The organism is Microcoleus sp. MON1_C1 (genome assembly GCF_036701945.1).
Classification (GTDB): Bacteria; Cyanobacteriota; Cyanobacteriia; order Cyanobacteriales; family Microcoleaceae; genus Microcoleus.
Map to the genome: position 1 here is coordinate 18,090 of NZ_JAUBRO010000026.1, position 22,658 is coordinate 40,747.

24 protein-coding genes are annotated in these 22,658 nt (G+C 45.1%); 9 read left to right on the forward strand and 15 right to left on the reverse strand.

Features of this window, described 5'->3' with window-relative positions; all coding sequences use genetic code 11:
• Positions 1-356 precede the first annotated feature (356 nt).
• Positions 357-1,046: a CPBP family intramembrane glutamic endopeptidase gene (locus QUA62_RS16140; RefSeq protein ID WP_333405384.1), complete on the forward strand. Its 690-nt coding sequence runs from the start codon at positions 357-359 to the stop codon at positions 1,044-1,046.
• Here QUA62_RS16140 and QUA62_RS16145 read toward each other — a convergent pair.
• The 6 genes from QUA62_RS16145 to QUA62_RS16170 form a co-directional block, all read right to left on the reverse strand.
• The gene (locus QUA62_RS16145; RefSeq protein ID WP_333405496.1) at positions 1,039-1,326 is read right to left on the reverse strand and encodes an ATP-binding protein; all 288 of its coding nucleotides are present in this window, start codon (positions 1,324-1,326) and stop codon (positions 1,039-1,041) included. The two genes, QUA62_RS16140 and QUA62_RS16145, sit on opposite strands and share 8 nt — an antisense overlap.
• Positions 1,327-1,526: 200 nt before the next feature.
• The gene (locus tag QUA62_RS16150; protein WP_333405386.1) at positions 1,527-1,748 is read right to left on the reverse strand and encodes a hypothetical protein; all 222 of its coding nucleotides are present in this window, start codon (positions 1,746-1,748) and stop codon (positions 1,527-1,529) included.
• 169 nt (positions 1,749-1,917) lie between these two features.
• Entirely contained in the window at positions 1,918-2,034 is a 117-nt protein-coding gene (locus QUA62_RS16155) for a histidine kinase dimerization/phospho-acceptor domain-containing protein (RefSeq protein WP_333405498.1), read from the reverse strand.
• A 12-nt stretch (positions 2,035-2,046) separates the two neighbouring features.
• Positions 2,047-2,337 carry a HAMP domain-containing protein gene (locus QUA62_RS16160; protein ID WP_333405387.1) on the reverse strand — a complete coding sequence of 97 codons (291 nt, stop codon included), beginning with the start codon at positions 2,335-2,337 and terminating at the stop codon, positions 2,047-2,049.
• A 95-nt stretch (positions 2,338-2,432) separates the two neighbouring features.
• Entirely contained in the window at positions 2,433-3,206 is a 774-nt protein-coding gene (locus tag QUA62_RS16165; RefSeq protein WP_333405389.1) for a peptidoglycan-binding protein, read from the reverse strand.
• A 6-nt stretch (positions 3,207-3,212) separates the two neighbouring features.
• Positions 3,213-3,440 carry a hypothetical protein gene (locus tag QUA62_RS16170; protein WP_333405391.1) on the reverse strand — a complete coding sequence of 76 codons (228 nt, stop codon included), beginning with the start codon at positions 3,438-3,440 and terminating at the stop codon, positions 3,213-3,215.
• Positions 3,441-4,505: 1,065 nt separating this feature from the next.
• On the opposite strand from QUA62_RS16170, the gene QUA62_RS16175 reads away from it, so the two are divergent.
• From QUA62_RS16175 to QUA62_RS16195, 5 genes are all read left to right on the forward strand, one after another.
• On the forward strand, positions 4,506-5,645 hold the full coding sequence (locus QUA62_RS16175; RefSeq protein WP_333405393.1) for a glycosyltransferase family 4 protein: 1,140 nt from the start codon (positions 4,506-4,508) through the stop codon (positions 5,643-5,645).
• Positions 5,646-6,089: 444 nt separating this feature from the next.
• Entirely contained in the window at positions 6,090-7,214 is a 1,125-nt protein-coding gene (locus tag QUA62_RS16180; RefSeq protein ID WP_333405395.1) for a glycosyltransferase family 4 protein, read from the forward strand.
• Positions 7,215-7,319: 105 nt separating this feature from the next.
• Positions 7,320-8,690 carry an O-antigen ligase domain-containing protein gene (locus QUA62_RS16185; protein WP_333405397.1) on the forward strand — a complete coding sequence of 457 codons (1,371 nt, stop codon included), beginning with the start codon at positions 7,320-7,322 and terminating at the stop codon, positions 8,688-8,690.
• Between the two features lie 437 nt (positions 8,691-9,127).
• Positions 9,128-9,922: a WecB/TagA/CpsF family glycosyltransferase gene (locus tag QUA62_RS16190; protein WP_333405398.1), complete on the forward strand. Its 795-nt coding sequence runs from the start codon at positions 9,128-9,130 to the stop codon at positions 9,920-9,922.
• 194 nt (positions 9,923-10,116) lie between these two features.
• The gene (locus QUA62_RS16195; RefSeq protein ID WP_190655512.1) at positions 10,117-10,560 is read left to right on the forward strand and encodes a DUF4079 domain-containing protein; all 444 of its coding nucleotides are present in this window, start codon (positions 10,117-10,119) and stop codon (positions 10,558-10,560) included.
• A gap of 89 nt (positions 10,561-10,649) precedes the next feature.
• On the opposite strand, the gene QUA62_RS16200 is transcribed toward QUA62_RS16195, so the two are convergent.
• Together QUA62_RS16200 and ubiG are read right to left on the reverse strand one after the other, a co-directional pair.
• Positions 10,650-11,558 carry an alpha/beta hydrolase gene (locus QUA62_RS16200; protein WP_333405401.1) on the reverse strand — a complete coding sequence of 303 codons (909 nt, stop codon included), beginning with the start codon at positions 11,556-11,558 and terminating at the stop codon, positions 10,650-10,652.
• Between the two features lie 377 nt (positions 11,559-11,935).
• Positions 11,936-12,781: a bifunctional 2-polyprenyl-6-hydroxyphenol methylase/3-demethylubiquinol 3-O-methyltransferase UbiG gene (gene ubiG, locus QUA62_RS16205; RefSeq protein WP_333405403.1), complete on the reverse strand. Its 846-nt coding sequence runs from the start codon at positions 12,779-12,781 to the stop codon at positions 11,936-11,938.
• A gap of 230 nt (positions 12,782-13,011) precedes the next feature.
• On the opposite strand from ubiG, the gene QUA62_RS16210 reads away from it, so the two are divergent.
• A complete protein-coding gene (locus tag QUA62_RS16210) occupies positions 13,012-13,743 on the forward strand; it encodes a TIGR04283 family arsenosugar biosynthesis glycosyltransferase (protein ID WP_190655515.1) in 732 nt (243 codons plus the stop codon).
• 14 nt (positions 13,744-13,757) lie between these two features.
• On the opposite strand, the gene QUA62_RS16215 is transcribed toward QUA62_RS16210, so the two are convergent.
• The 6 genes from QUA62_RS16215 to QUA62_RS16245 form a co-directional block, all read right to left on the reverse strand.
• Positions 13,758-14,813: an acyltransferase gene (locus QUA62_RS16215; protein WP_333405405.1), complete on the reverse strand. Its 1,056-nt coding sequence runs from the start codon at positions 14,811-14,813 to the stop codon at positions 13,758-13,760.
• A gap of 357 nt (positions 14,814-15,170) precedes the next feature.
• The gene (locus QUA62_RS16220; protein WP_333405407.1) at positions 15,171-15,857 is read right to left on the reverse strand and encodes a DivIVA domain-containing protein; all 687 of its coding nucleotides are present in this window, start codon (positions 15,855-15,857) and stop codon (positions 15,171-15,173) included.
• Positions 15,740-16,318, reverse strand: a complete 579-nt coding sequence (gene coaD / locus QUA62_RS16225) for a pantetheine-phosphate adenylyltransferase (RefSeq protein ID WP_071587822.1) — start codon at positions 16,316-16,318, stop codon at positions 15,740-15,742. The genes QUA62_RS16220 and coaD overlap by 118 nt, the downstream gene beginning before the upstream one ends.
• A 160-nt stretch (positions 16,319-16,478) precedes the next feature.
• The gene (locus QUA62_RS16230; RefSeq protein ID WP_333405409.1) at positions 16,479-17,312 is read right to left on the reverse strand and encodes a M15 family metallopeptidase; all 834 of its coding nucleotides are present in this window, start codon (positions 17,310-17,312) and stop codon (positions 16,479-16,481) included.
• A 444-nt stretch (positions 17,313-17,756) separates the two neighbouring features.
• Positions 17,757-18,119: a transcriptional regulator gene (locus tag QUA62_RS16240; protein ID WP_333405411.1), complete on the reverse strand. Its 363-nt coding sequence runs from the start codon at positions 18,117-18,119 to the stop codon at positions 17,757-17,759.
• Positions 18,103-18,450: a type II toxin-antitoxin system RelE/ParE family toxin gene (locus QUA62_RS16245; protein WP_333405413.1), complete on the reverse strand. Its 348-nt coding sequence runs from the start codon at positions 18,448-18,450 to the stop codon at positions 18,103-18,105. Before QUA62_RS16245 ends, QUA62_RS16240 begins: the two co-directional genes overlap by 17 nt.
• A 273-nt stretch (positions 18,451-18,723) precedes the next feature.
• Between QUA62_RS16245 and typA the strand changes: the two genes are divergently transcribed.
• Complete coding sequence (typA, locus tag QUA62_RS16250) at positions 18,724-20,514, forward strand: translational GTPase TypA (protein ID WP_333405415.1); 1,791 nt, start codon at positions 18,724-18,726, stop codon at positions 20,512-20,514.
• A 235-nt stretch (positions 20,515-20,749) separates the two neighbouring features.
• Here typA and QUA62_RS16255 read toward each other — a convergent pair whose 3' ends face one another.
• Positions 20,750-21,910 (reverse strand): tetratricopeptide repeat protein, encoded by a 1,161-nt coding sequence (locus QUA62_RS16255; RefSeq protein ID WP_333405417.1) that lies wholly within the window; start codon positions 21,908-21,910, stop codon positions 20,750-20,752.
• A gap of 161 nt (positions 21,911-22,071) precedes the next feature.
• Between QUA62_RS16255 and QUA62_RS16260 the strand changes: the two genes are divergently transcribed.
• Positions 22,072-22,617, forward strand: coding sequence for a hypothetical protein (locus QUA62_RS16260; RefSeq protein WP_333405419.1), 546 nt, complete (start codon positions 22,072-22,074; stop codon positions 22,615-22,617).
• Positions 22,618-22,658: the final 41 nt, after the last annotated feature.

Consider the following 22,658-nt stretch of genomic DNA (forward strand, 5'->3'; position numbering starts at 1 on the left):
AATACACAGCTACGAGGGATTAAATCATATTATGGTATTTGGAGCCCCAAATGCAAATAGATATCAAAATTATGCTTGGATAAATACTTTGTTGCAACCAAAACTGCTTTAGTGGCGGAGTCTTCCATTTTGTGCAACTGCATATTTTTCGTTGCAACAAATAAGCGCCACTTTTATAAGAGTCACAAAACTCATACCATTTTAGATTTTACCTTAAAAGCTTTGGAATAAGTGACTGCATAAGGGTTTGGAGTACGGGTCTACAGTTGCATTTTTTTTAAAAGTGGTATCACCTGTCCGGCGCCGCCAAGGTTTGACCTTTGATATCAATCCTATTTTCAAAGGAAGCGTGAAAAATGCTGGATATGGGCGATCGCAAATCAGCACTATTGGCTCTAACACTGCTTGTCCCTGCGGCTAGTATTGGTATCATAGCAGCCTTGTATATTGCCCCGGGACGCTGGGGACAAACACTCTCAGTCTTTTGTCAACTTTGGTTGCTGGTTTTTCCGATCGCGTGGTCTGTTTTTGTCGATCGCAAAAAGCTGCGTTTATCCGTTCCCAAGCGCCAAGAATTGCTGGCTGGAGCTATTTGGGGAATATTCATGTTTGCGGTAATTCTGGGTATCTATAGCCTTTTTGGCCAGCACTGGATCGATCCTGTAGTTGCTAAAGAAAAATCGTACCAATTAGGTATTAGCAGCGCTAATATTTACTTGATTGTAGAAGCATATTTTGTGCTAGTTAACTCATTGATCGAAGAATTTACTTGGCGGTGGTTTGTCTGCAACAAGTGCCAGATTCTCATACCGGGAACAAAAGCAATATTTCTGAGTTCGCTATTTTTCACGCTCCACCACATTTTTGTAATAGCCGCTTACAGCGACTGGCAGGCTGTGCTCTTAGGCTCCTTAGCTGTCTTCGCCGCCGGGATAATTTGGTCGCACTCTTATGTGACTTACGGTTCGCTTTGGTCGAGTTATATTAGCCACGCGATCGCAGATTTAGCCCTAGCAACTATTGGCTGGCAAATCCTCTTTAACTAGCTGCTTTTTCAACGACTATCGCCGGCAATTCTACAGTAAAAATTGACCCTTTTCCCAACTCGCTCTCCTGACTAATATCTCCCCCCATCATCTGACAGAATTTCTGGGCGATTACCAGTTCCAAACCCGTACCGCCGTACCTGCGAGTAGTAGACTCGTCCGCTTGCGTAAAAGCTTGAAATACTTTCTCAATTTGCTCTGCCTTCATCCCAATTCCAGTATCGCTGACTTTGAAACTTATCCATTCGGTAGTGTCTTTTCGTAAAGGATGAAGAATAATCGACCTTTCGAGGAGTCTTACCCAGTCTGACTTCCAAAATAGAGTATTTTACTCTGTCCTTTACGAAATACCACTACCATCCATTCTTCACCAGCCGAAATATCAGATTCTGATTCTTTCTTCCTTTTTTCTCCTTCTCGCTTCGCTTCTAAACCTAAAACATCCGATTCTACGTGTTCCTCTCCCAGAGAACTAAATTTTTATTCTGACTTCCCCCTTTCCTCTTCCTTATTCCGTCTAAAGCGGCTTACTTCTAAAGTAATTTTCCCAGATTCGGTAAATTGGCTGGCATTGCTCAGCAGGTTTAAAACAGACTGATAAATCTTAGTAAGATTAGTATAAATCGGGTTCATACCGGGCGGATACTTGACAGTCAAAATATTGCAAATTTTGTCAATTAAAGGTTTAAGAGTAGTAGCCACCTCGTAGATTTTTGCCGAATTTTTGCAAAGTTATCAGGAGAATTTTATTCTTCCATATTTAAGTTAATAAATTTTAAAAAATTATTAATGACAGATAGCAAATGTTGGCTTGCATGATTAATTTTTGTAAACTCGGAAGTAATTATTCACAATTCAGGTCGCAGGCTTCCTATTCTAATATGTCGCTGGAGCCGATAATCGCATTCAGAGGCGTGCGGAGTTTGTGGCTCAGGTTGGTCAGAAATAAGCTTTTTGCATTGCTAGCTTTTTCCGCTTCGTTGCGAATTTTTTCTGCTTCCTAATTTTTGGCTTCCCAGCTAGAAAATAACTTTTGCAATTGCAAAGCCATTCGATTGAAAGCTTTGGCTAACGTTCCCAATTCATCTGGGCGATAGATATTTACTCTCTGATTCCAGTCGCCGCCCGAAAGCAGTGCAGCGGCAACTGTCAAGTCCGCGATCGGCCGAACCAAACGGCTGGTTAATATCCACCTGAAACCGCCGGCTCCCAAGACGACAAGGGCGGTAATAATAATTGCAAACTGCCAAAACAACTGTTCTTTTTCTAAAGCCTCGGCTTCTTCCTGCAAGATAATTACGCCCCAGCCCCTGTCTAATTAATTCAGACATGAAAGCCATTTCACTACCCGCTCATCGCCGAATAAAAATGCACCACTTTTGCCTGCTAATAGAGTGTTGAATGCGGAGAGTTGCTGAGGTTTATTAGTTGCTTTTTAGCAAGTAAGTTTGGGTCGAGATGACCGATTAATTTACCTTTTTTTTCCAAAAAAAGCGAATCTAATTTTCCAGATGCGGACTGTTCCGACCGAGGGACGGCGCTTAATAATATACCTATAATAGCTACTCCTTGAATTTTCCCCTCTTGGTCGGCAGATTTATCAGTTGAATTTAATTGATGTGTGTGAGAAAATTGTTGTTTAAAATTAGTTGCTAGTTCGAGAAGGTGCTTGGTTGTAAAATCGACGCTGCCACCAACTGGCAAGCCTAAATATTTTTTTGGAAATTGCTCAACGGCGTCGGCGTTGGGGTTTCCGTAAGTTCCCGTAATTTCGTTTTTGTAGTACCCGAGTTGTTTGAGTTGCGGCTGCAATTGGCTGACTGAATTTCCTCGATCGCCCAAACTTAAAATAGCAAATTCCCGAATGGGTGTTGAGAAAATAACTGCGGGTTTTCCAGTTAAGCGATATGTCAAAGCTTCGCGGGTAATTTCAGTGCCAGCAACTCTACTTTTAAACCAATACCGATCGCTGCGGTTGATGCGATCGGGTGGCGTGCCGCTGCCGCGGGCGACAACGTACCTTTCTAAATTGTCAGCTTCGGCAAGGTATATGTGGCTGTAGCTGCGGTTGATGCCAACTAGCAGCCACAAGTGTTTGCTGGCATTCCTGCTGATTGTACGGGGTTCTTGACTGATGCTGTGCAATAATCGAAGGTTCATATCTTCCTACCGGAAGATGCTTTCCGTTAAGCCATCTGAATTTAATTCTAGGTTTTGTTTTGCTTGCGATCGCATAATTTTAGCTGCATGAAAACTGGCCAACATATCGCTGCAAGCATCGGCGGCACAACCCCCAAGAGCACACCGATTGTCATCGGCAATTGCAAACTTAGGAAAAATAATGCTTTCATAACATGAAATTTTTTGTACGCGAAATCGTTTGATACATACCACGAAGTTGCTGCTACTGCTTAGGAGTCAAGGTTTGCACGATATAAACCGCTCAACCTTGAGTATTCCTTTGATCTTTATAGGGTCATTTGATAATTTGCTGCTGAACTTTTGTTACGGTAATTACTTAGACAGGAATAGGAGCGGAACGCTACATATACTCTGCCCCCCAGTGGCAGTATCTTTTGGGAACTTTTTCATGAGATAGCCTTTTATTAACAAATTTAAAACTCACGCAGCTAATTAAATTTATATCGGTGAAACTCTATCTTCTGTAGGACGATTGAGAAACCTATTTTTTCAAATAGTGGACGCAGCAACCAGTTTTTTTGAGGAACATACGACAACTGATCGCAAGGGATATCGCTTTAAAAATCGGCTTTCTCTCCTCCTTCGCACGTCCACGACAGTGATTCGCGCGATCCCGCCCCAGGAGGTATCTGAGAAAACCACCATCTCATAATCTTGATAAAATAGGATATTGTGTCTTGCCATACCGACAGGACAGTTATCAAAAAATCCAAGCCACCGATCGATGTTTAGCTCTGTTAGAGGGATGGGCAATCAACATTTTTAAGGTAATAATTACCTTCTTTAATGCAGTATTTTTTTTACAAAAGGCTATGTCAACCCACTGAAAATTGTTGCAACTGCTACCTTTATCTCCCACATTAAAACTTGGATGATCTTCGGTTTACCGTATATGCCTATCTCTGGGTTAGTAAATGATGTTATGTTGAACCGAGGGTGTTGTCTAGCTTGGTGTTTGTAGCGAAAAAAAGGTTTTATTTTATGAGGTATCTATCTTCAGGATGAAATTTCGATTACCTGCAAATTATCCCTATGGGAACTGTTTGGCGCTCACATCAATCGTTACTATCAATGCAACGACAGTGAAGTTTTGACAGATAGATACTGGGGTGTTGCGAACAGTCGGTCGGTTTGATTCTATGTAAACACCAGGAAAGCGGTAATTAATATTCACCCGCCCCTCTTTCCTTTTGCGCTCTAACATCAGCGCTGGTAACAGTGCCGAATGAGAGTCAAAGTCTTCAGCGGGACTTAAAAATGAAAATCACCTTTGTTCTTCCTACTCTGTCTCTGACTGGTGGAATACGAGTAATATCTATTTTCGCAGAACTTTTGAGAAAGCGAGGACACTCCGTGTTCGTCATCTCTTTACCCCATCCCCAGCCGAGTATGCGCCAGCAAGTCAAGTCGCTGCTGCGGGGAAGGGGTTGGATTTCCCCACCTGAAAACGAACCCTCATTTTTCGATAACTTAGGTGTAGAACACAAAATTATCGATCGCTACCGCCCCGTAGAAGACAAAGATGTACCTGACGCTGACGTAGTAGTTGCCACCTGGTGGGAAACCGCCGAGTGGGTAGCCAAACTCTCTCCTAGCAAAGGAGCAAAAGCTTATTTTATCCAGCACCACGAAATTTTTGACTATCTACCTCAAGGAAGAGTAGAAGCAACCTGGATGCTGCCCATGCACAAAATTACGATTTCTGAGTGGTTAGTTGAGTTAGCTAGGACTAAATATGGCGATCGCCAAGTTTCCTTAGCTCCTCCTACCGTGGACACCAAGCAATTTTACGCCTGTCCTCGCAACAAACAATCGGTTCCTACAGTTGGCCTAATGTACTCTACAGTCTACTGGAAAGGAACTGACATCGCCCTCAAAGCTTTTTCCCTAGCGGCAGAAAAGATCCCCAACCTGCGTCTGGTTGCCTTCGGTACAGAGGCCCCATCCTCGGAATTGCCACTACCGGCAAATGCCGAGTATGTAATTCAACCCGACCAAGACAAAATCAAAGACTATTACAGCAAATGCGATGCTTGGCTGCTGGCGAGCCGCTCAGAAGGCTTCGGCTTGCCTATTATCGAAGCGATGGCGTGCCGCACTCCCGTCATCAGTACCCCAGCAGGCGCTGCTCCTGAAATTTTGAGCGGGGGTACTGGCATACTTGTAAGACCTGAAGATCCCCAAGAAATGGCAAAAGCCATAGAGTCTATATGTCAGTTGCGAAATTCCAAGTGGCAAGCCCTGTCTGAAGCAGCTTATGCCAAGGTGAACAATTATACGTGGGAAGATGCCACGGATCATTTTGAAGCTGCATTGAAAGTTGCTATAGACAAATCTAAACAGCGCGACGTTAAGATAGTTTCGTTTTCTCCCTATGGAAAAATTCCGGTTTGCTAACTGCTGCAATTGGAAATTCGGCGCTACGGGCGTTTTCGGCGCCGGATTTCTGGGCAGAAACTGAATATCATATCATTTGGTGGGGTGCTTCTGCCCCAACTAAAATCGCATCTGTCCTGTTTTTTACCCAGCAGTCTCGACACGAATTCTGATCCCACCGACGAGCGAATGCTGGTTGTAAAGCGATCGGCAAAAATCTGAACCAGAATGCAACGGAGGTTTTAAGGCTGGCTCCGTTACAGGTTAAACTTGTGTAGTCCTCAAACATATCCCGATTGGTAATTGGGAAAAGTCCCGGACAACCAAGTAAGATCGGCTCGACTATCGAGTTACGATCGCCTCCAGCACAGATCCGCACCCCACAGAAAAGCCAACCAGAGGCTGGTAAGTGCCAACTTGCTTTAAGGAGGAGTTTTAACCAGTATCAATCTTGAGCATCTATTTATGAAAATTACTTTTGTCCTCCCTACCCTTGGTCTTACAGGTGGCATGAGGGTGTTATCTATATACACAGAACTTCTCCAAAAACGAGGGCACAAAATATTTATCGTCTCTCTGCCCCTGCCACAACCGACTTTAATCCAACAATTGCGAGCGCTGCTGAGGGGTAGGGGTTGGCTGTCGGCTCCCAAAACACAAAAGTCTCACTTTGACAAGGTGGATGTCGAAAGCCGAGTTATCGAAACCAACCGTCCAATTACCGATCTTGACGTACCTGATGCCGATATTGTCATGGCTACTTGGTGGGAAACTGCTGAGTGGGTGGCAAAACTCTCTCCCAGCAAAGGAGCGAAAGTATATTTTCTCCAACACTACGAGGCTTTTGACTACGTACCAAAAGGTCGGGTAGAGGCAACTTGGCGGCTGCCGATGCACAAAGTCGCTGTGGCCCAGTGGCTGGCCGACATAGCTCGGAATGAATACGGGGATTTGTCTGTATCTCTCGTCCCTCCTACGGTGGACACCAAACAGTTTTACGACCCCCAGTCGCGAGCTAAGCAGCCGCGAGGCAAGCAATTAGTTCCTACAGTGGGGATGTACTATACTACAACTCCTTGGAAAGGCTGCGATATTGCCCTGAAAGCTTTCTCTATAGCTGCTAAAAAAATTCCTAACCTTCGTTTAGTTGCATTTGGTTGCGGCCACGATGGTCCTCTTGCCGATTTGCTCCCTGAGGGTACTGAGTATAATAAGGAACCTACTCAAGACCAACTAAAAGAATTTTACAGCAAATGCGATGCTTGGCTGTTTTCCAGCAGATCCGAAGGCTTCGGCTTGCCAATTTTAGAAGCTATGGCTTGTGGCACTCCAGTCATCGGCACTCCTGCGGGTGCGGCTCCGGAACTACTTGCTGGCGGGGGTGGCATACTTGTCAAGCCAGAAGACCCAGAGGATATGGCAAAAGCGATCGAGCAGATTTGTCAGTTGTCTGATGCCGAATGGCGCGCAATGTCCGAGACTGCATTGGAGACGGTGAGAAATTATACTTGGGAGGATGCAACTAATCTCTTGGAGGCGGCATTCTACACTGCTGTGGAACGTCAGGCACAATTAACGAACAAGACGTAAAAGTGAGGCTAATTTAAAAGATAGGGGTTGGGCGCTCGTTTAATCGAGAATTTTTATCCGGCAATTTGAGTTGTCTTTCTATAGTTTTACTGCCAAAAAAGACCTATGGTTGCATTAATCCCACTTGCTATGTTCGGCTTTATTCCAGTCGTTTTTTACCTGTTTGTGAGGTTTCCGCCTCTACGGGCGGTAATTATAAGTTTTGTTGCAGCGTGGCTGTTTTTGCCGCAAGCTTCTTATCCCATCCCCTCATTGCCACCGTATACCAAAATCTCCGCAGCTTGCTACGGCATTTTGCTGGGGACTCTTATCTACGATACTGCGCGCCTCACCACTTTTAAGCCCGGTTGGCTGGACGTGCCAATGGTAATTTACTGTTTGTGTCCAATTATTTCACAACTTAGTAATGGCGGCAGCCCGATTTCTCCGACTGTCAACCAAATCGTTACTTGGGGTCTGCCTTATTTTTTAGGACGCTTGTATGTGGGTAGTTTAGAGGGGCTGCGACAATTGGCGATCGGGATTTTTGCAGGTGGGTTAGCCTACATTCCTTTTACTTTAGTTGAAGGGGTTAGGGGCCCAATTCTGCACCAAATGATTTACGGCGTCAATGCCTTTGAGGACTGGGGTCAAGCAAGGCGTTTGGGGGGGTGGAGACCAGTAGTATTTATGCAGCACGGTTTAATGGTGGGCCTGTGGATGATGACAGCCGCCTTAATTGGTGTTTGGCTGTGGCAAACTGGCACCCTCAAAAAGTTTATGGGCCGTAACATCAAGACTTTAGCAATTATATTAACTATCGCTTTTTTCCTGTGCCGTTCTACTGGCGCCTACACTTTATTTGGAATGGCGTTGCTCGTATTATTCTGTGCCAAGTTGTTTCGCACCTCTTTGCCCTTGCTCTTGATAATTGGATATATAGTGTTTTATCTGTACCTAGCTGCAGCGGGTCAATTTTCGAGCAAAGAGGTGATTGACTTCATCACTCAAGTATTTGGCGAAGAACGAGCCGGCTCTTTGAAGTTTAGATTTGACAATGAAGAGATATTGGGGGAAAAGGCGCGGCAAAGATTTATGTTTGGCTGGGGAGATTCGGGCGGAAACCGCGTGTATAACGAATACGGTGATGATATCTCGGTCACCGACAGCTTATGGATTATTGCATTTGGCTTCCACGGTGCAGTCGGTTTAGTTAGTTTATTTTCTTCATTGTTACTTCCTGTTATCGTCTTTTGCGTGTTCAAGTATCCCGCCCGAACCTGGTCTAATCCCAAAGTAGCGCCCGCTGCCGCCCTGGGAGTAGCCTTAACTATGTACGTGTTTGACTGTGTTTTGAACGCTATGACTAACCCGATTTTTGCCCTGATTGCTGGAGGAATATCAGGTCTGGTCTTAAAAGCTCCAGAAAGTCTTAAGGCCAAGAAAACGAGTTCGCCACCAAGAAGACAGTCGCTGGTTCACCAAAAATCAGGATGATTTTCGGCAATGCGATCGCTGCTTCACTTCAAGCTTGACACTATCTTGCCTTCCCTGGAGACAAAAACTACAAAATATACCATTTTTGCATAAAATCAAGTTCGGAAGTGCCGAGATCTTTTTCACTAGGTTAAATTTTTAATCTCATAAACTCTTTTTTACATTCATTTGCAATGCTCCCAGTATTAGCACTGGATGGCTTTTTTCTTGAAATTGTGTTGCGAGTTGTAAACAAAAATGGGCTTTATACACTTTTTTTAAAAGTAGCTGATTCTTTACATAATCTTTAAAAATCCTGAGTAGACAGGTATGGTCTAGGAGGATATACTGAGAAAAGTATGTTCACTGAAGCGCCCAAGTAGTGAAAACACGAAAATCTATTGTGGGCTATAATAGTGTGAGTTGTAGTTTAATATAAAGCGGGAAGGGCATCATAAATGAAAACAGTTAATTTATTGAATGTCTCGATAGATAACTTTTCCATCACAGAGTTGTTTGAAAAACTCGACGGCGAAGGTGGTGTCGTATTTACACCCAATGTAGACCACTTGATTAAGTTGCAGTATGACCGCGACTTCTATGAAGCTTACAATACATCTACTTATAGAGTCTGCGACAGTCAAATATTGATGTATGCATCCAAGTTTTTGGGTACTCCTCTCAAAGAAAAAATTTCTGGTTCTGATTTGTTCCCTGCATTTTATATGTATCACAAAGATAACGAGAAAATTAAAATATTTTTGCTAGGAGCTGCTGAAGGTATAGCTAAGAAAGCCCAGGAAAAAATTAACCAAAAAATTGGAAGAGAAATAATAGTTGAAGCACTTTCTCCTTCTTTTGGCTTTGAAAAAAATGAAGAAGAATGTGAAAAAATAATTGACGAGATAAATAAATCAGGAGCTACAGTTCTCGCCATAGGAGTGGGAGCGCCCAAGCAAGAGAAGTGGTTGGTTAAATACAGGAGCAAATTAACACACGTCAAAATATTCTTAGCGGTAGGTGCAACCATTGATTTTGAAGCTGGTTGCAAAGCAAGAGCTCCCAAATGGATGAGCGAAGTCGGCATAGAATGGGCGTACCGACTGTTAAGTGAACCGAGAAGGTTGTGGAGAAGATATTTGATTGAAGGTTTGCCTTTTTTCCGATTAATCTTAGAACAAAAATTAGGGTTTTATAAAATGCCTTTCATGGAGAGCAAAGCCAGCAATCTAAAATGGGAAGGTGGCTCCTAAAAAAGGCAGCGACAAATCTCTAGCGTAAATTAAGCTGAGTATCAGAGAAAGTGCGTTTGACTTCCAGGTAAGACTGATGCCATCTGTGGATAGTCCGATCGCACTTTCTCTCAAAATAATTCATTTTTGCTTTCAAGTCCAGGTAAAATCGGAAAGAAACCTTTTGTGGAAAATCCTAATTAGGGATGCAACCGATGAATCTGCCTTCTTTCTTGTGGTTGTGGAAAATAGCGGCTTGGTCAATGGGTGTTTCCCTGTTGGCTTACCTGTTGCTGGCCGTTACTGGAACGTGGATGTTTGCCACTAGGAGTACCAAACAACCGCGCCCAAAGTGGCTGCGTCCCTTTCATTTAGCCACTGGTGTGGGGATGGCGACTTTGGTAATTTTACTGCTGGGAATTGGTGTAGTCGGTACGCTAGGAGAGTACGGCAATTTGGGTCACTCGGCTCATTTACCGGCCGGGTTAGCTGTTGTGGCTTTGGTGTTGGTTTCTGTGGGAAGCGGGCTACAAATTGGCCCTAAACATCCTTGGGCGCGCCCCCTCCATATCGGCACTAATTTGGCCTTGTGTGGGGGATTTGTGACTGTGTTGCTCACAGGATGGACGATAGTACAAAAGTATTTGCCGAAAGTTTGAAACCTGTCTATTTAACCTCAAACTATACCAAATGTGCCAGGGAAACCATATATGTAAGTATGTAAGGTGCGCCACAGCGCACCCTAGGTTTAATTTTTTTGCGTGAGTCCGCTTTTTGTGATGAATTCTAAAATATGCTGCGCGGTAGTCTGTGGCTTTTCTAAGTGGGGAACGTGCCCGCAGTCGGGTATCCAAATTAGTTGAGAATTTGCGATCGCCCTTGCAAACTTTTCCGCATCCGCCGTCCCCAAAATCCGGTCTTGTTTTCCCCACAAAATCAGCGTCTGCTGCTGAATTTGCGATAATTTTTCCCCAAAACCTCCATAACCGCCGCTTTTGGTAAACGCAATTAAAGCTTGATTCCAGTTGGGCCTTTCCAAGTGCAAAGCAGCACAAGTTTGAGCGTCTTGAGAAGCCAAATTTTTATCGAAATAAGCATTGACGCTAATTCGCTGGCGAATTTTGGGATTGCGTAAAAATGAAGTTGCTAGATATCCTAAAGGAGGAATTAAAAACTTTCCCTTATTAGAACTGATGGCAAAACCTGCGCTATCTATTAACACTAATTGTTTCACAGCTTCGGGATAATTGAGAGTGAAATCAATTGCTGCTGCACCTCCCATTGAAGCACCGACTAAGATTACAGGCTGCGAAATTAGCGTTTTCCAAAAATAGTAAAGATGACTTTCAATTGCCCTCGCGCTGAAGGCCAAACCTGGCGATCTTTCTGTAAATCCGAAACCCAACAAATCAACCGCCCAAGTTTCATTTTCGGCAGCCAGCAGCGGCAACAGGCGACGGAATTCAAACAAGGAACTGTCGAAGCCGTGAATTAGCAAAATTGGTGTGTTGCCGCTGCCTTGGCGCACGTAGGTTGTGGCAATTGGCCCAGAAGATAGGGGAGTAGTAATTGCCTCTCGTTGAATGCTTTGGGCTAAGGCAATTGAGGTAGATTCTGTGAGTTGTGCGATCGATTTTGGGAGAAAACTTGCTGGCATAATTCTTGATAAATTGTGAATCGGTAGGGGCGGTGCCACTGTGTTCGCCCTAACATTTAAGTATATATGCTTGCTCGATCGCTATTTGAGGAGTTGGGGCCAGTCATTAAAATTCGATCGATACTCAATATCCCTCAGCCTAGGCTTAGGTTTGTCGTGCGATCGCCAATATAGCAATTCTCAATTTCCCGCAATACAGTAATGATACGGCGTGTTGCCGTGTCCCCACGGAATATCTGTATGCACTCCACAGGATAAGGTGTACCGCGGCCTGCGTACCCTAAAAAATGCAATAGAGGCGGGTTTTAGCCGGATTTGTCGATCGCAAAAATCCGTCTCCCACTCGCCCCAAATGACAACAGTTAACAATTAACTGACTAATTCTTCGCCCCAACGCCCACATACATAATCGACTGATCCTCATTAATTTTGATTTTAAACAACCCAGACTTTTTGTAATCCATATAGTTAGCTACATTAGATGTTAGAGTTTGAGATACTTGTTTTAAAATACCCGCCGAAGGAAACACCTGCTTTCCGCGTGTAAAATCTTCCCAAAAACCGTGCATCTCCGCTAACATAGCGCCCATTTCTCCAAACATATCAAAACCTTTAATTTCAATCTTGCCAAAACCAATATCCTGCATTACCACAGACAGTTCATCCGGGGTAATAAACTTTTCCCAATCGTGAACGCCCCGCCTAATCTCCTGCAAAATATTTTCCATCAGTCCAATCATTACAATTTGCGAGGAAAAAGTTCGGTTAATTGTATCAAAAAAGAACAGTCCCCCAGGCTTTAGAATCCTGTGCACCTCAGACACAACTTTTTTGTAATCGGCCACGTGTTCCAAAACATCCACGCAGATTACAACATCAAAGGTATTGTCGTCGTAGGGCATATTTTCCGCAAAACCTTGCCTGTAGTCAATCTCAAAACCGCTGGTAACTGCGTGATTTTGAGCTGCTGCAATACATTTCTCCGATCGATCTATTCCAGAAACAATAGCGCCTCTCTCGGCCATAAACTCGCAAGAAAAGCCGCCGCCACACCCGACATCTAAGGTTTTCAGCCCTTGCCAATTAGTCGCGTGTCTGTCGAAAAACTCAAATCTGGGTTTGTTTAGATGGTATAAGGCATAAATTTTAGCATTTTCGTCCCACCAATTATCGGCATTTTCCTCATAAAATTCTAAATCATTTTTTACTTCAGTTTTCTGCACGATTTTCTCAGTCCTGATTAGTGGAAAATATAGAGGGCGATTGCACTTTTTTTCTGATTTTATAGGAATGACTCTAACAAACCCGGTTTCTGTGACAAATCCGAGGTTTCCTGACGAGTTCGCAGGCAGACACCGGGTTTCTAAATCGGCGTGCATAAGTTCTATTTTCTCGTTAGTTGTGAATCGCCACAGTTTTTTATTATAATATCTCTGGCATAAATTTCAACCCGATGGATCGCGTTTCTATTATCATCCCAGCCCTTAACGAAGCGACTTGTCTGGAACGCACCCTCCGCCAACTCAGCATTCTCAATCCTCCCGCTTGGGAAGTGTTGGTGGTAGACGGCGGCAGTCAAGACGACACAGCGGCGATCGCACTTTCCGCCGCCACCCGCGTTATTTCTAGCAGTATAGCGGGACGATCCCTGCAAATGAACTTAGGTGCTCAAGTCGCCACCGGTGAAATTCTGTGCTTTCTGCACGCCGATACTTTAGTTCCCGATGACATTGTAGCAGTCATCCAGAAAACATTGTCCGATGCCGAAATTTCCGGCGGCGGGTTTATCTCCCTGATGGCTGGTTCGCAGCAAACAAGATGGGGTTTTTCCCTCCACAATTACCTGAAAACTTATTACGCGCCGCTGTTATTTCGACCTCATTTATTTTTCCAAGGATTGCGCCTGCTGTTTGGCGACCAAGTTATTTTTTGTCGCCGTACCGATTTTTGGGAATGCGCCGGTTTCGATGCTGCGCTGCCAATTATGGAAGAAGCGGATTTGTGTTTGAAGTTAGTGCGACGGGGGAGACTTAAGTTAGTCAATCGGGTAGTGGAAAGTAGCGATCGTAGAGTTGCGAATTGGGGCGAATTTAAAGCTATTGCGATCTATCTTTCGATTGGCTTTTTGTGGGGTTTTGGCGTTTCTCCAAGGTATCTCAAGCAGTTTTATGAAGACATCCGCTGAAACACCAAATTTGATTAAACTCCCAAAATGTACTGCCTGTAATTTTTGGGCAAAAGTTTTTCCAACAGGTAAATAATCGCCCAACAACCTAACAAAGTCCCCGTAACTAAAAAGCCGAGCTTCAGCAGCGGATTTACCGGGTCAATAAACTTATAAAACACTAACAAGACATATTTCGCTACTGTCGAATCCAGGAGATATATAGGGAATGAGTAAGCAGCCAATATTTTGACTAACCCAGATACTCTACTGGGAAGTGCGATACTCTTAGAAAATGCGAGGAGCGATAATACGAACAAAATTGCGTATCCTTGAGCAGATAGTTTAAAAAACGATCGGAGAAACCATGCCTCCGAATTAACTTCACTTTTCAGGTAATATTCCCAAATGCTAGCTAGATAAAAAAGGATCGTTGCCCCTAAAATTGGCATTTTTTTCCGTTCGAGAACGGGTTGAAGTCTGTCATACGAGCCGCCCAAAAATAGACCCGTTGAAAATGGCAAAATCCAACTGAAAATCACGCGCTCCATCAAAGGTAGAGGTATTGATATATATTTGAAAGCGGTTAAGTAGAAGAAAATTGTAAAAATTGTTTGAATTGTTAAGCCCAAAGCCAAAACTTTTCGGGAGTCTAAAAATCTTAGTTTCACGAGAAGCCACCACCAGCCGTAGCATTGAACAATCACAACAATGAAGTAATAGGGAGGCATCACTGAACCAGTCAAGATATCTCTGAGTAATGAAAGTAAATCAAATTTTTGGATTTGTCCCAAATTATTTAAGATGTACAAAGCTACTGACCAAAACAGATAAGGGGGTAGAATTTTTGACAGTCTTTTTTTGACTACCAGTGCGGGATTATTTTGATTTTCCAGTTTGTTGGTGAGAAAAAAACCGCTCAACAGTAAAAATGCAGGTACGCAAAATAGTTGAAATGTATCGATCGCGACAAATAGAATTCTGCGATCATCGCGAAATGCGAAGAACCCAGCATGAGTAATCACCACGCTGACGATCGCTAAAGCTCGGATCAAATCAAATTCAGCGAACCGATTAGACAATTTTTGCATCGTAAAAATTAGATTGTAAAAATTGGAATCAAGTTAGGAATTTTTTGTCTGATCCCAAATCCCGATTTGCTACCCCTTGTATCTTCGGCGGTTGAAACCGCTGCATAGAGTCAAACTTTCGTTCGAGCCGCCAAGGGGGACTAAGAGATAAAGGGGGTCTTTAAGCCGGATTTGGTATCAGCAGTACAATAGCATAAAAGGTTATATTTGCTCCTATCTTCACAAAACTTATGTCGGCAAAAATAACTCACCGAGTGCTGGGATTGAGGAATAAAGACTATAGAGACTATGGCAAAAAAAAATCTACCTAAATTAGGTAGACTTTTAGAAATATTCCAGCAAAGAGTTCACTGTGGGCTAACCGTTGTTGTGATTGATGTGCGACGTAGAAACACTATCCAACTGATCGCGCCCGTTGCGGATCACGCGCAGCATATCGCTCAACTTGTGCTCGATATTATCGAGCACTTGGTCGGCATAATCATCGGCTCCGTTTTGAATTTCCTCGCATTCCGCCATCGCCCTGAGTCTCATCTCTTCCAATTCCTCTTGAGCCTGGTAGCGAATTTGTTCCACTTCCGCCAGGGTGGCCTGCTGAATTGCCTCGCAGTCGAGCAAAACTTGCTGCCGCAACTGATCTGCCTCTATCTTCGCCTGCTGGAGCAGGCCCATATCGTTTAAAATTTCTGCTGCTCTCTGTTCTGCTGCTTCTATCACTTCCTGAGCGTAAAGTTCCGCCTCTTGAAGCAAGTCGTCCTTGTGCCGGATGATCGTCTCGGCTTCCTGAAAGGCGATCGGCAAATTTAGCCTCACCAAGTCTAATTGATCGAGCAACTGTTCTTCATCCACCAGAGTGCGTCTGGTCAGGGGAATTCGCGGGCTGTCGAGAACAATTTCCTCAAGCCTGTTCAATTCCCGCTGGATGTCTACTCCTGCGGTTCGGGTGGGATCTCCGAAGGCGGCTGTGTTCTGAGGTGGTTCGTTCTCAGTGCCGAGGCCGGTACTATCGGGTTCGATGCGAGTTGGTTCCTGCTGGCGTAACATTTGTAAATATCTAGGGCGACGTGTTTCGGAACAAGATGATCTACGGAGCCACCAAACTTGGCTATTTCTTTAACTACACTACTACTTAAAAAGCTGTACTCGTTAGAAGTTGCCAAAAAAACTGTTTCAATTTCACCCAGAAGGGTTTTATTGGTGTGGGCCATCTGGAGTTCCATTTCAAAATCTGTTAATACCCGGAGCCCCCGCAGCAGCACTTTGGCTTGTCGAATCTTAGCATAGTTTACTGTCAAACCCTCAAAACTGTCTACTTCTACATTTGGCAAGTGTTGGGTAGAGCGCAGGATCTGCTCGATCCGTTCCTCTACGGTGAAGAGAGGGGTTTTGCTGGGGTTTCTGACTACCGTAACAATTACCCGGTCAAACAGTTTAGATCCCCGCTCGATAATGTCTGCGTGACCGAAGGTGATGGGGTCAAAGCTGCCTGGATAGATTGCAATCACGAGTTTGGCTCAACGGAGTGGGGGGGAGTGGGGGAGTGGAGGAGTGGGGGAATAGGAGAGTGGGTAGAGTGGGGCAGTGGGAGAGTGGGAGAGTGGCAAAGCCGGAGATGTGGAAAATCTTCCTTCTTCCTTCTTCCCTCTTCCTTCTTCCTTCTTCCCTCTACTTTTTCATGGAATGAGCTTTGTAGAAAGTTTCGAGGCTTTGCTTGTCGCCCACAAACCGCCAGTGCCAAGGCTCGTAACTGACGCCTTGGCGATTGTTTTTGGGGAAGGACATTTCAAAGCTGAAGGCTACGGCGTTGGCTTCTAACCACTTGAATGCTTCGGTATTTTCAAAACTGGGGCTGAGGTTGTGTTCCGGGGCGCTGCCGTCGCCGATGTCGATCGCATAACCGGTGTGGTGTTCGCTGTAACCTGGTGGGGCGCTGACTTCGGCTCGCTTGCTGGCGTTTTGCCTGCGTTCGGCTTTCACGTCAAAAAATACGTGCTGTTGGTCTTGCAGGGAGCGAAAGCCGGATATGGGAGCGAAATAGATGCCTGATGCCGCTGCGGCGTTGGCCATTTCCTGATATTTTGCTGCTGCTGAGGTGCGGAGTTTGACGCTACCGTCGGGGGTGACGCTTACCAAGTCTTTTGCTGGTGCTTCTGGGTACGGCAAATGTCCCAGCAGGTTCTCTGGGGTTGCGGGGGCGGTGGCTTTGGGGTTGGTAGCTGGACTCGCGACCGATGCAGACGGCGAACTGGTCGGTGCTGGGTTTTGTTGAGTTTGCTCTGCCTGACTGGTGGCTGGGAACAAGTTAAAGTTGAGGTGCAGCCAGATGCTGACCCCACAGGCTAATGCGGCCAACCCTAGCAGTTTCCAAATCAGCCCTTTTTTCTTAGACTGACTCTGCCCTGCTTCTGGGTATGGATGGTCTCGCACTGCTTCTGGAATTTCGTCGGCGACAAGCTCCGAGGCTTGCGGGGGTTTTCTTGACAGACTAGCGTTATCCAAGCCAGCTCCACTCCTGCACTTCAATAAGGCTCAACGTTAAAAATTGTAGACCGATATGGGCGATCGAACAGCTACAATTGCCGCTGAGAATATATCATTTCTTTCACACTTCGCCCCGTCCCATCCGCCAACTCTCGAATCTGTTGCTTGGGCCCACAGTCGATCGTCCCTGCGAGGCCGAACTGGTTGGCGCTGGTAGCGCTGGTTTATTTTAAGTGTAATTTGTTACTGTTCCACAAAATCCAACAATTCTTCGATCGACACATCAAACGTCCGCGCCAATTTTAGCAGAGCACCGATGTCAGCCATTGCCATACCGGGCGATCGGGCATAACTTTTAACAGTATTGTAGGATACCCCGGAGGGATCGGCTACTTCATTTAGCGCTCGGGGTTGGAGGGCCGTTAAGGTCTAATTAGTAACTTAAAGCTCGATCGCCCAAAATCAAACATTACCAACTTCCGCCAACTCAGTAGCACTAACAGAATCTTCCTCTTCCCCTTTATCCCCTTCATCAACCGCAACAGATAACTTCAATCCCAGAGCCTTCAGCCAACTTACCAAAGCATAAATTCTCGCACTTCCTTCTCCCGACAACAAAAGATCTAATTTTTCCAAATGCAATTTAGCATCCTCTGCAGACATATTTGGTTCGCCAAGAGCCTCAAATACATTGCTAAGTGCGAGTTCCAGCAAACCAGGTTCAGGCTCTTCGTCTTCCAAATGCGCTGTTAGATAAGCCGCAGCGTGTATTTTATCCTTGAGCGCTTCTATCAGATAGCCCTGGTAACTATCGCTCGTTGGCATTTTCGCGTTCTCCATATTCTTTCCAATACTCATACGCTTTGCGGATATCTTGTTCTTGAGTGCTTTTATCCCCACCGCAGAGAAGAAGAACTATTGTTGACCCCAATTGTCCGAAGTACACGCGATACCCCGGCTCAAAATCAATTTTTAATTCGCAGACTCCTTCCCCAACAGAGTTGCTGTTTCCTAAATTCCCTAAGCGAACTCGGTCAAGCCTTTGCTCAATTTTAACTACCGCATTCAAATCTCGCAGGGAACTAAGCCACTCTGCGAAAGGATTTCTACCGTCTGGGGCAATATAACGTCTAATTTCCCTCGGCTGTACTTCCATAAAGTCGATCGTACTTGCACCCTCATCATTAATACGGGCGATCGACCCAAATCAAACCTTCTTCACCAGGGCTAACTCAAAATCACCGATCGAAAGGAACTCTGCCGTCAGGGGTAGTGTAATGCTCAATTTCTCTCGGTTGCGCTTCCATAATCTTGATTCTAGCGACGATCGCACTCCAATCTGGCAGCCGCGCCCGATCGGCCCTTGACTCAATGCGCTACAATTATTAAGAAATCTTTAGTTAGATCCGTTTAACGTTCCAGACGCATTATGAGTCTTCCCATTCGCAACGTCGCCATCATTGCTCACGTCGATCACGGCAAAACCACCCTTGTGGACGCTCTCCTCAGACAGTCCGGGATCTTCCGCGAAGGGGAAGAAATCCCAGATTGCGTCATGGACTCCAACGACATCGAGCGCGAACGTGGCATTACCATCCTTTCCAAAAACACCGCCGTCAGGTACGGAGAAACCCTGATCAACATCGTCGATACCCCCGGACACGCGGACTTCGGCGGAGAAGTCGAACGAGTTCTCGGCATGGTTGACGGCTGTCTGCTGATCGTAGACGCCAACGAAGGCCCGATGCCGCAAACGCGGTTCGTGCTCAAAAAAGCCCTAGAAAAAGGACTGCGCCCGATCGTCTTTGTGAATAAGATCGATCGCGAGCGAGCCGACCCCCACAAAGCCGTCGATAAAGTTTTGGATCTGTTCCTCGAACTAGGTGCTGACGACGATCAGTGCGAATTTCCCTATCTCTTCGGTTCCGGCTTAAGCGGTTACGCCAAAAAACACCTCGAAGACGAAGGGGTAGATATGAAGCCCCTCTTTGAAGAAATCCTCGACCACGTACCACCCCCTGTAGGCGACCCCAACAAGCCACTACAACTGCAAGTAACCACCTTAGATTACTCAGAATACGTCGGTCGCATCGTCATCGGCCGCATCCACAACGGCACGATTAGGATCGGTCAACAAGCAGTCTTAATCACCGAAAGCGGCGCGATTGTCAAATCAAAAATTACCAAATTGATGGGCTTTGAAGGCCTGAAGCGGATTGATATCCCAGAATCTTCTGCTGGTAATCTTGTCGCCGTTGCTGGTTTTGCTGATGCGTATATTGGCGAGACAATTACCTGTCCGAACGACCCGCAAGCGCTGCCTTTAATCAAGGTGGACGAACCGACTTTGCAGATGACTTTCTCGGTGAACGATTCGCCGTTCTGCGGTCAAGAAGGAAGTTTGGTGACATCTCGGCAAATTCGCGATCGACTAATGCGAGAACTCCAAACCAACGTCGCCTTGCGCGTCGAAGAAACCGAATCTCCCGACAAATTCCTCGTATCAGGCCGTGGCGAACTCCACCTCGGAATCCTGATCGAAAATATGCGTCGCGAAGGATACGAATTCCAAGTATCTCAACCGCAAGTAATCTTCCGCGAAATCGGCGGTCGTCCCTGCGAACCCTTTGAATGTTTGGTGTTAGACGTACCCGAAGAAGCAGTCGGCGGCTGCATCGAACGCCTCGGTCAGCGGAAAGCAGAAATGCAAGATATGCACGTCAGCAGCACCGGTCGCACCCAAATCGAATTTTCGGTCCCCGCTCGCGGTTTGATTGGATTCCGAGGCGAGTTTATGCGCTTGACTCGCGGTGCTGGAATTATGAACCACAGCTTCCTCGACTATCGCCCCCTCGGTGGAGAAATTGTCGCCCGTCGCAACGGAGTATTGATTTCTTTTGAAGAAGGAATTGCAACTACTTATTCACTGAAAAATGCTGAAGACCGTGGCGTATTTTTCATTACCCCTGGAACCAAGGTTTACAGAGGGATGATTATCGGAGAAAACAACCGAGATGAAGACATGGAGCTGAATATTTGCAAGTCGAAGCAGTTGACAAACCACCGCGCATCTGGCGGTGAAGAATTGGCGCAATTGCAAGCACCAGTCGATATGAGTTTGGAGCGCGCTTTGGAGTACATCGGCCAGGATGAATTGGTGGAAGTAACTCCTAAATCAATTCGCTTGCGGAAGGTTTCTAAGAAGTTGGTGAAACGCTAAAACCAGTGTAGGGTTGGCATTGTGCCCATTGGTGTCAACTTAAGCCCAAAGACCACCAGGGAATTAATTCCCTGGCGTCGAGCTAAATTCCTCTTGCATAGGACTAATGAGTTCTTCATTCAGTCTTATGAAGAGGAATTTAGCTTTGAGGCGGGGGTTTCAACCCCTGCTGGATTGGAAGCTTTAAGGAAGGTAGCAATTACTCTTTTTATCCGTTTACTAAATGCGCTCGCTCTCAATCTTCTTGCTGAAGTTCTTCTATTATATCAAGTAACTTTTGGTAATTTTCTTCTTTACCATGCCGACGATATAAATTTTTAGCATTGTAAAAATCCTCCTCTGCTCTTTGAGAATAGCCCAATTCATAGTGGACAATACCTCGGTTTTGATAAGCTTGGGCAAAGTCTGGTTTAAGCTGAATTGCCTGGTTATAATCCTCAAGCGCTTTCTCTTTGTTCCCCAAGCTATAGTAAATAACCCCCAGGTTGTAGAATATTATAGGATTATTAAGCTTTAGCTGAGCTGCCCGGGTATAATCTTCAAGCGCTCTTTCCAGATTTCCGGATTCCAAGTAGACATCACCTCGATTATTCCAAGCAAGGGCATAATCAGGATTTAGTTCGATTGCTTGGGTGAAATCTTTAAGTGCCCCTGGCACATCCCCCATTTGTACACGAGCAAAACCTCTGCTATTGTAGGCTTGATCATTGTTAGGATCTAGTTGAATTGCTCGGCTGTGATCTGCCTGTGCTCCTCGGTAATCACCTAATTCACAAGAAATAATACCCCGGTTTTTGTGAAAATCTGAACACTTAGGATTGAGCAATATCGCCTCTGTGTAATCTTCAATTGCTCCCGGAGAGTCTCCTAGTTCATGGCGAACATTAGCCCGGTTATTGTAGGCATTTGCATAATCAGGATTGAGCTTAATTGCTCGAGTGAAATTTTCAATAGCTCCCTCAAAATCTCTTTCCTTAGCCTTGTTTATTCCCAGTTCATCGAAATCCTCAGCACAGAGAGGAGAGTGCGATCGCACTCTATCCACTACAGCCTCAATGTCACAAAAGTTGTCCAGCACTTCCTCAACTTGCTCAGGTTCAGCATTTGCAGGTTGTGTGTTGCTTTGTTCTTTCTGCTCTAGCTGCGATTCAGGTTGACTGATAGAAGGACTAGCTATCTTTTGCCAATCTAACTCTAGTTTTTGGCAAATATTAACAAAAATTTTACGGTCAACGGTCTTGCCAGTAAAAAAATTTACAACAGGCTGACGACTTATGGCTAATTCGTCTTCCAAATTATCATAAACCCAACCCTTGTGGGTCAAAGCTATTCTGGCTTGTTCGATGCCTGCTACAGATGCTATAAGCGATCTCTTTGCCCGCGGTTTGCTTGCCATAGTCTCACTACCGTATTTGTGACCATTTTAGCTGCTCCTATTAAAAATCATACCCAACTTATACCAAAGTCATCCCTTACTTAGGCTGAACTTTAAAAGTGTGACTGCGAAGCTAGGGATGTAGTGATTCACTACTCAAAACTTAGCTGACGGAATTAATCATGTACAACAACAATCAGCACAACGAAGCGGAATTCTCCCAGCAACTACCCCCGCTTTCCCAAAAACAGGAATACGACTTCCAAACTCAAAAGAAAGTAGGAAAGACAGGAGAGGCGATCGTAGACAAGTGGTTGCAGATTCATGGCTATCGTATTGAGGATGTCTCAGATTTGCCGCAGTATCAGAAAGCAGGTATTGACCGCGTACTAATTCGCCCAAACGGTTCAACTGCAACTGCTGAGTACAAGACTGATATAAAAGCCAAGCAAACTGGAAACTTGTTTTTTGAAGCTTGTGACGATCGCAACCGTCCCTGTTGGGGATGGACTTCTCAAGCCGATATCTGGATATTTTTCATTCCTCAACAGGAGATATTGGTCGTCGAACCGGGTAAATTCAGGTTGTTAGTTTCGCAGCAACAGCCAGAACTCCCGCAGAAAGTAGTACCAAATCGAGGCTACAGTGTAACTGGATTACCTGTTCCATTAGCAAAGGTGCGGAATATTGCTAGTCACGTTTTCAAGTTTCCTGACGTTCTTTTCTAAAAAGAGACTCCCTGTTAATCTGGCGATCGCCTTGAGTAGGC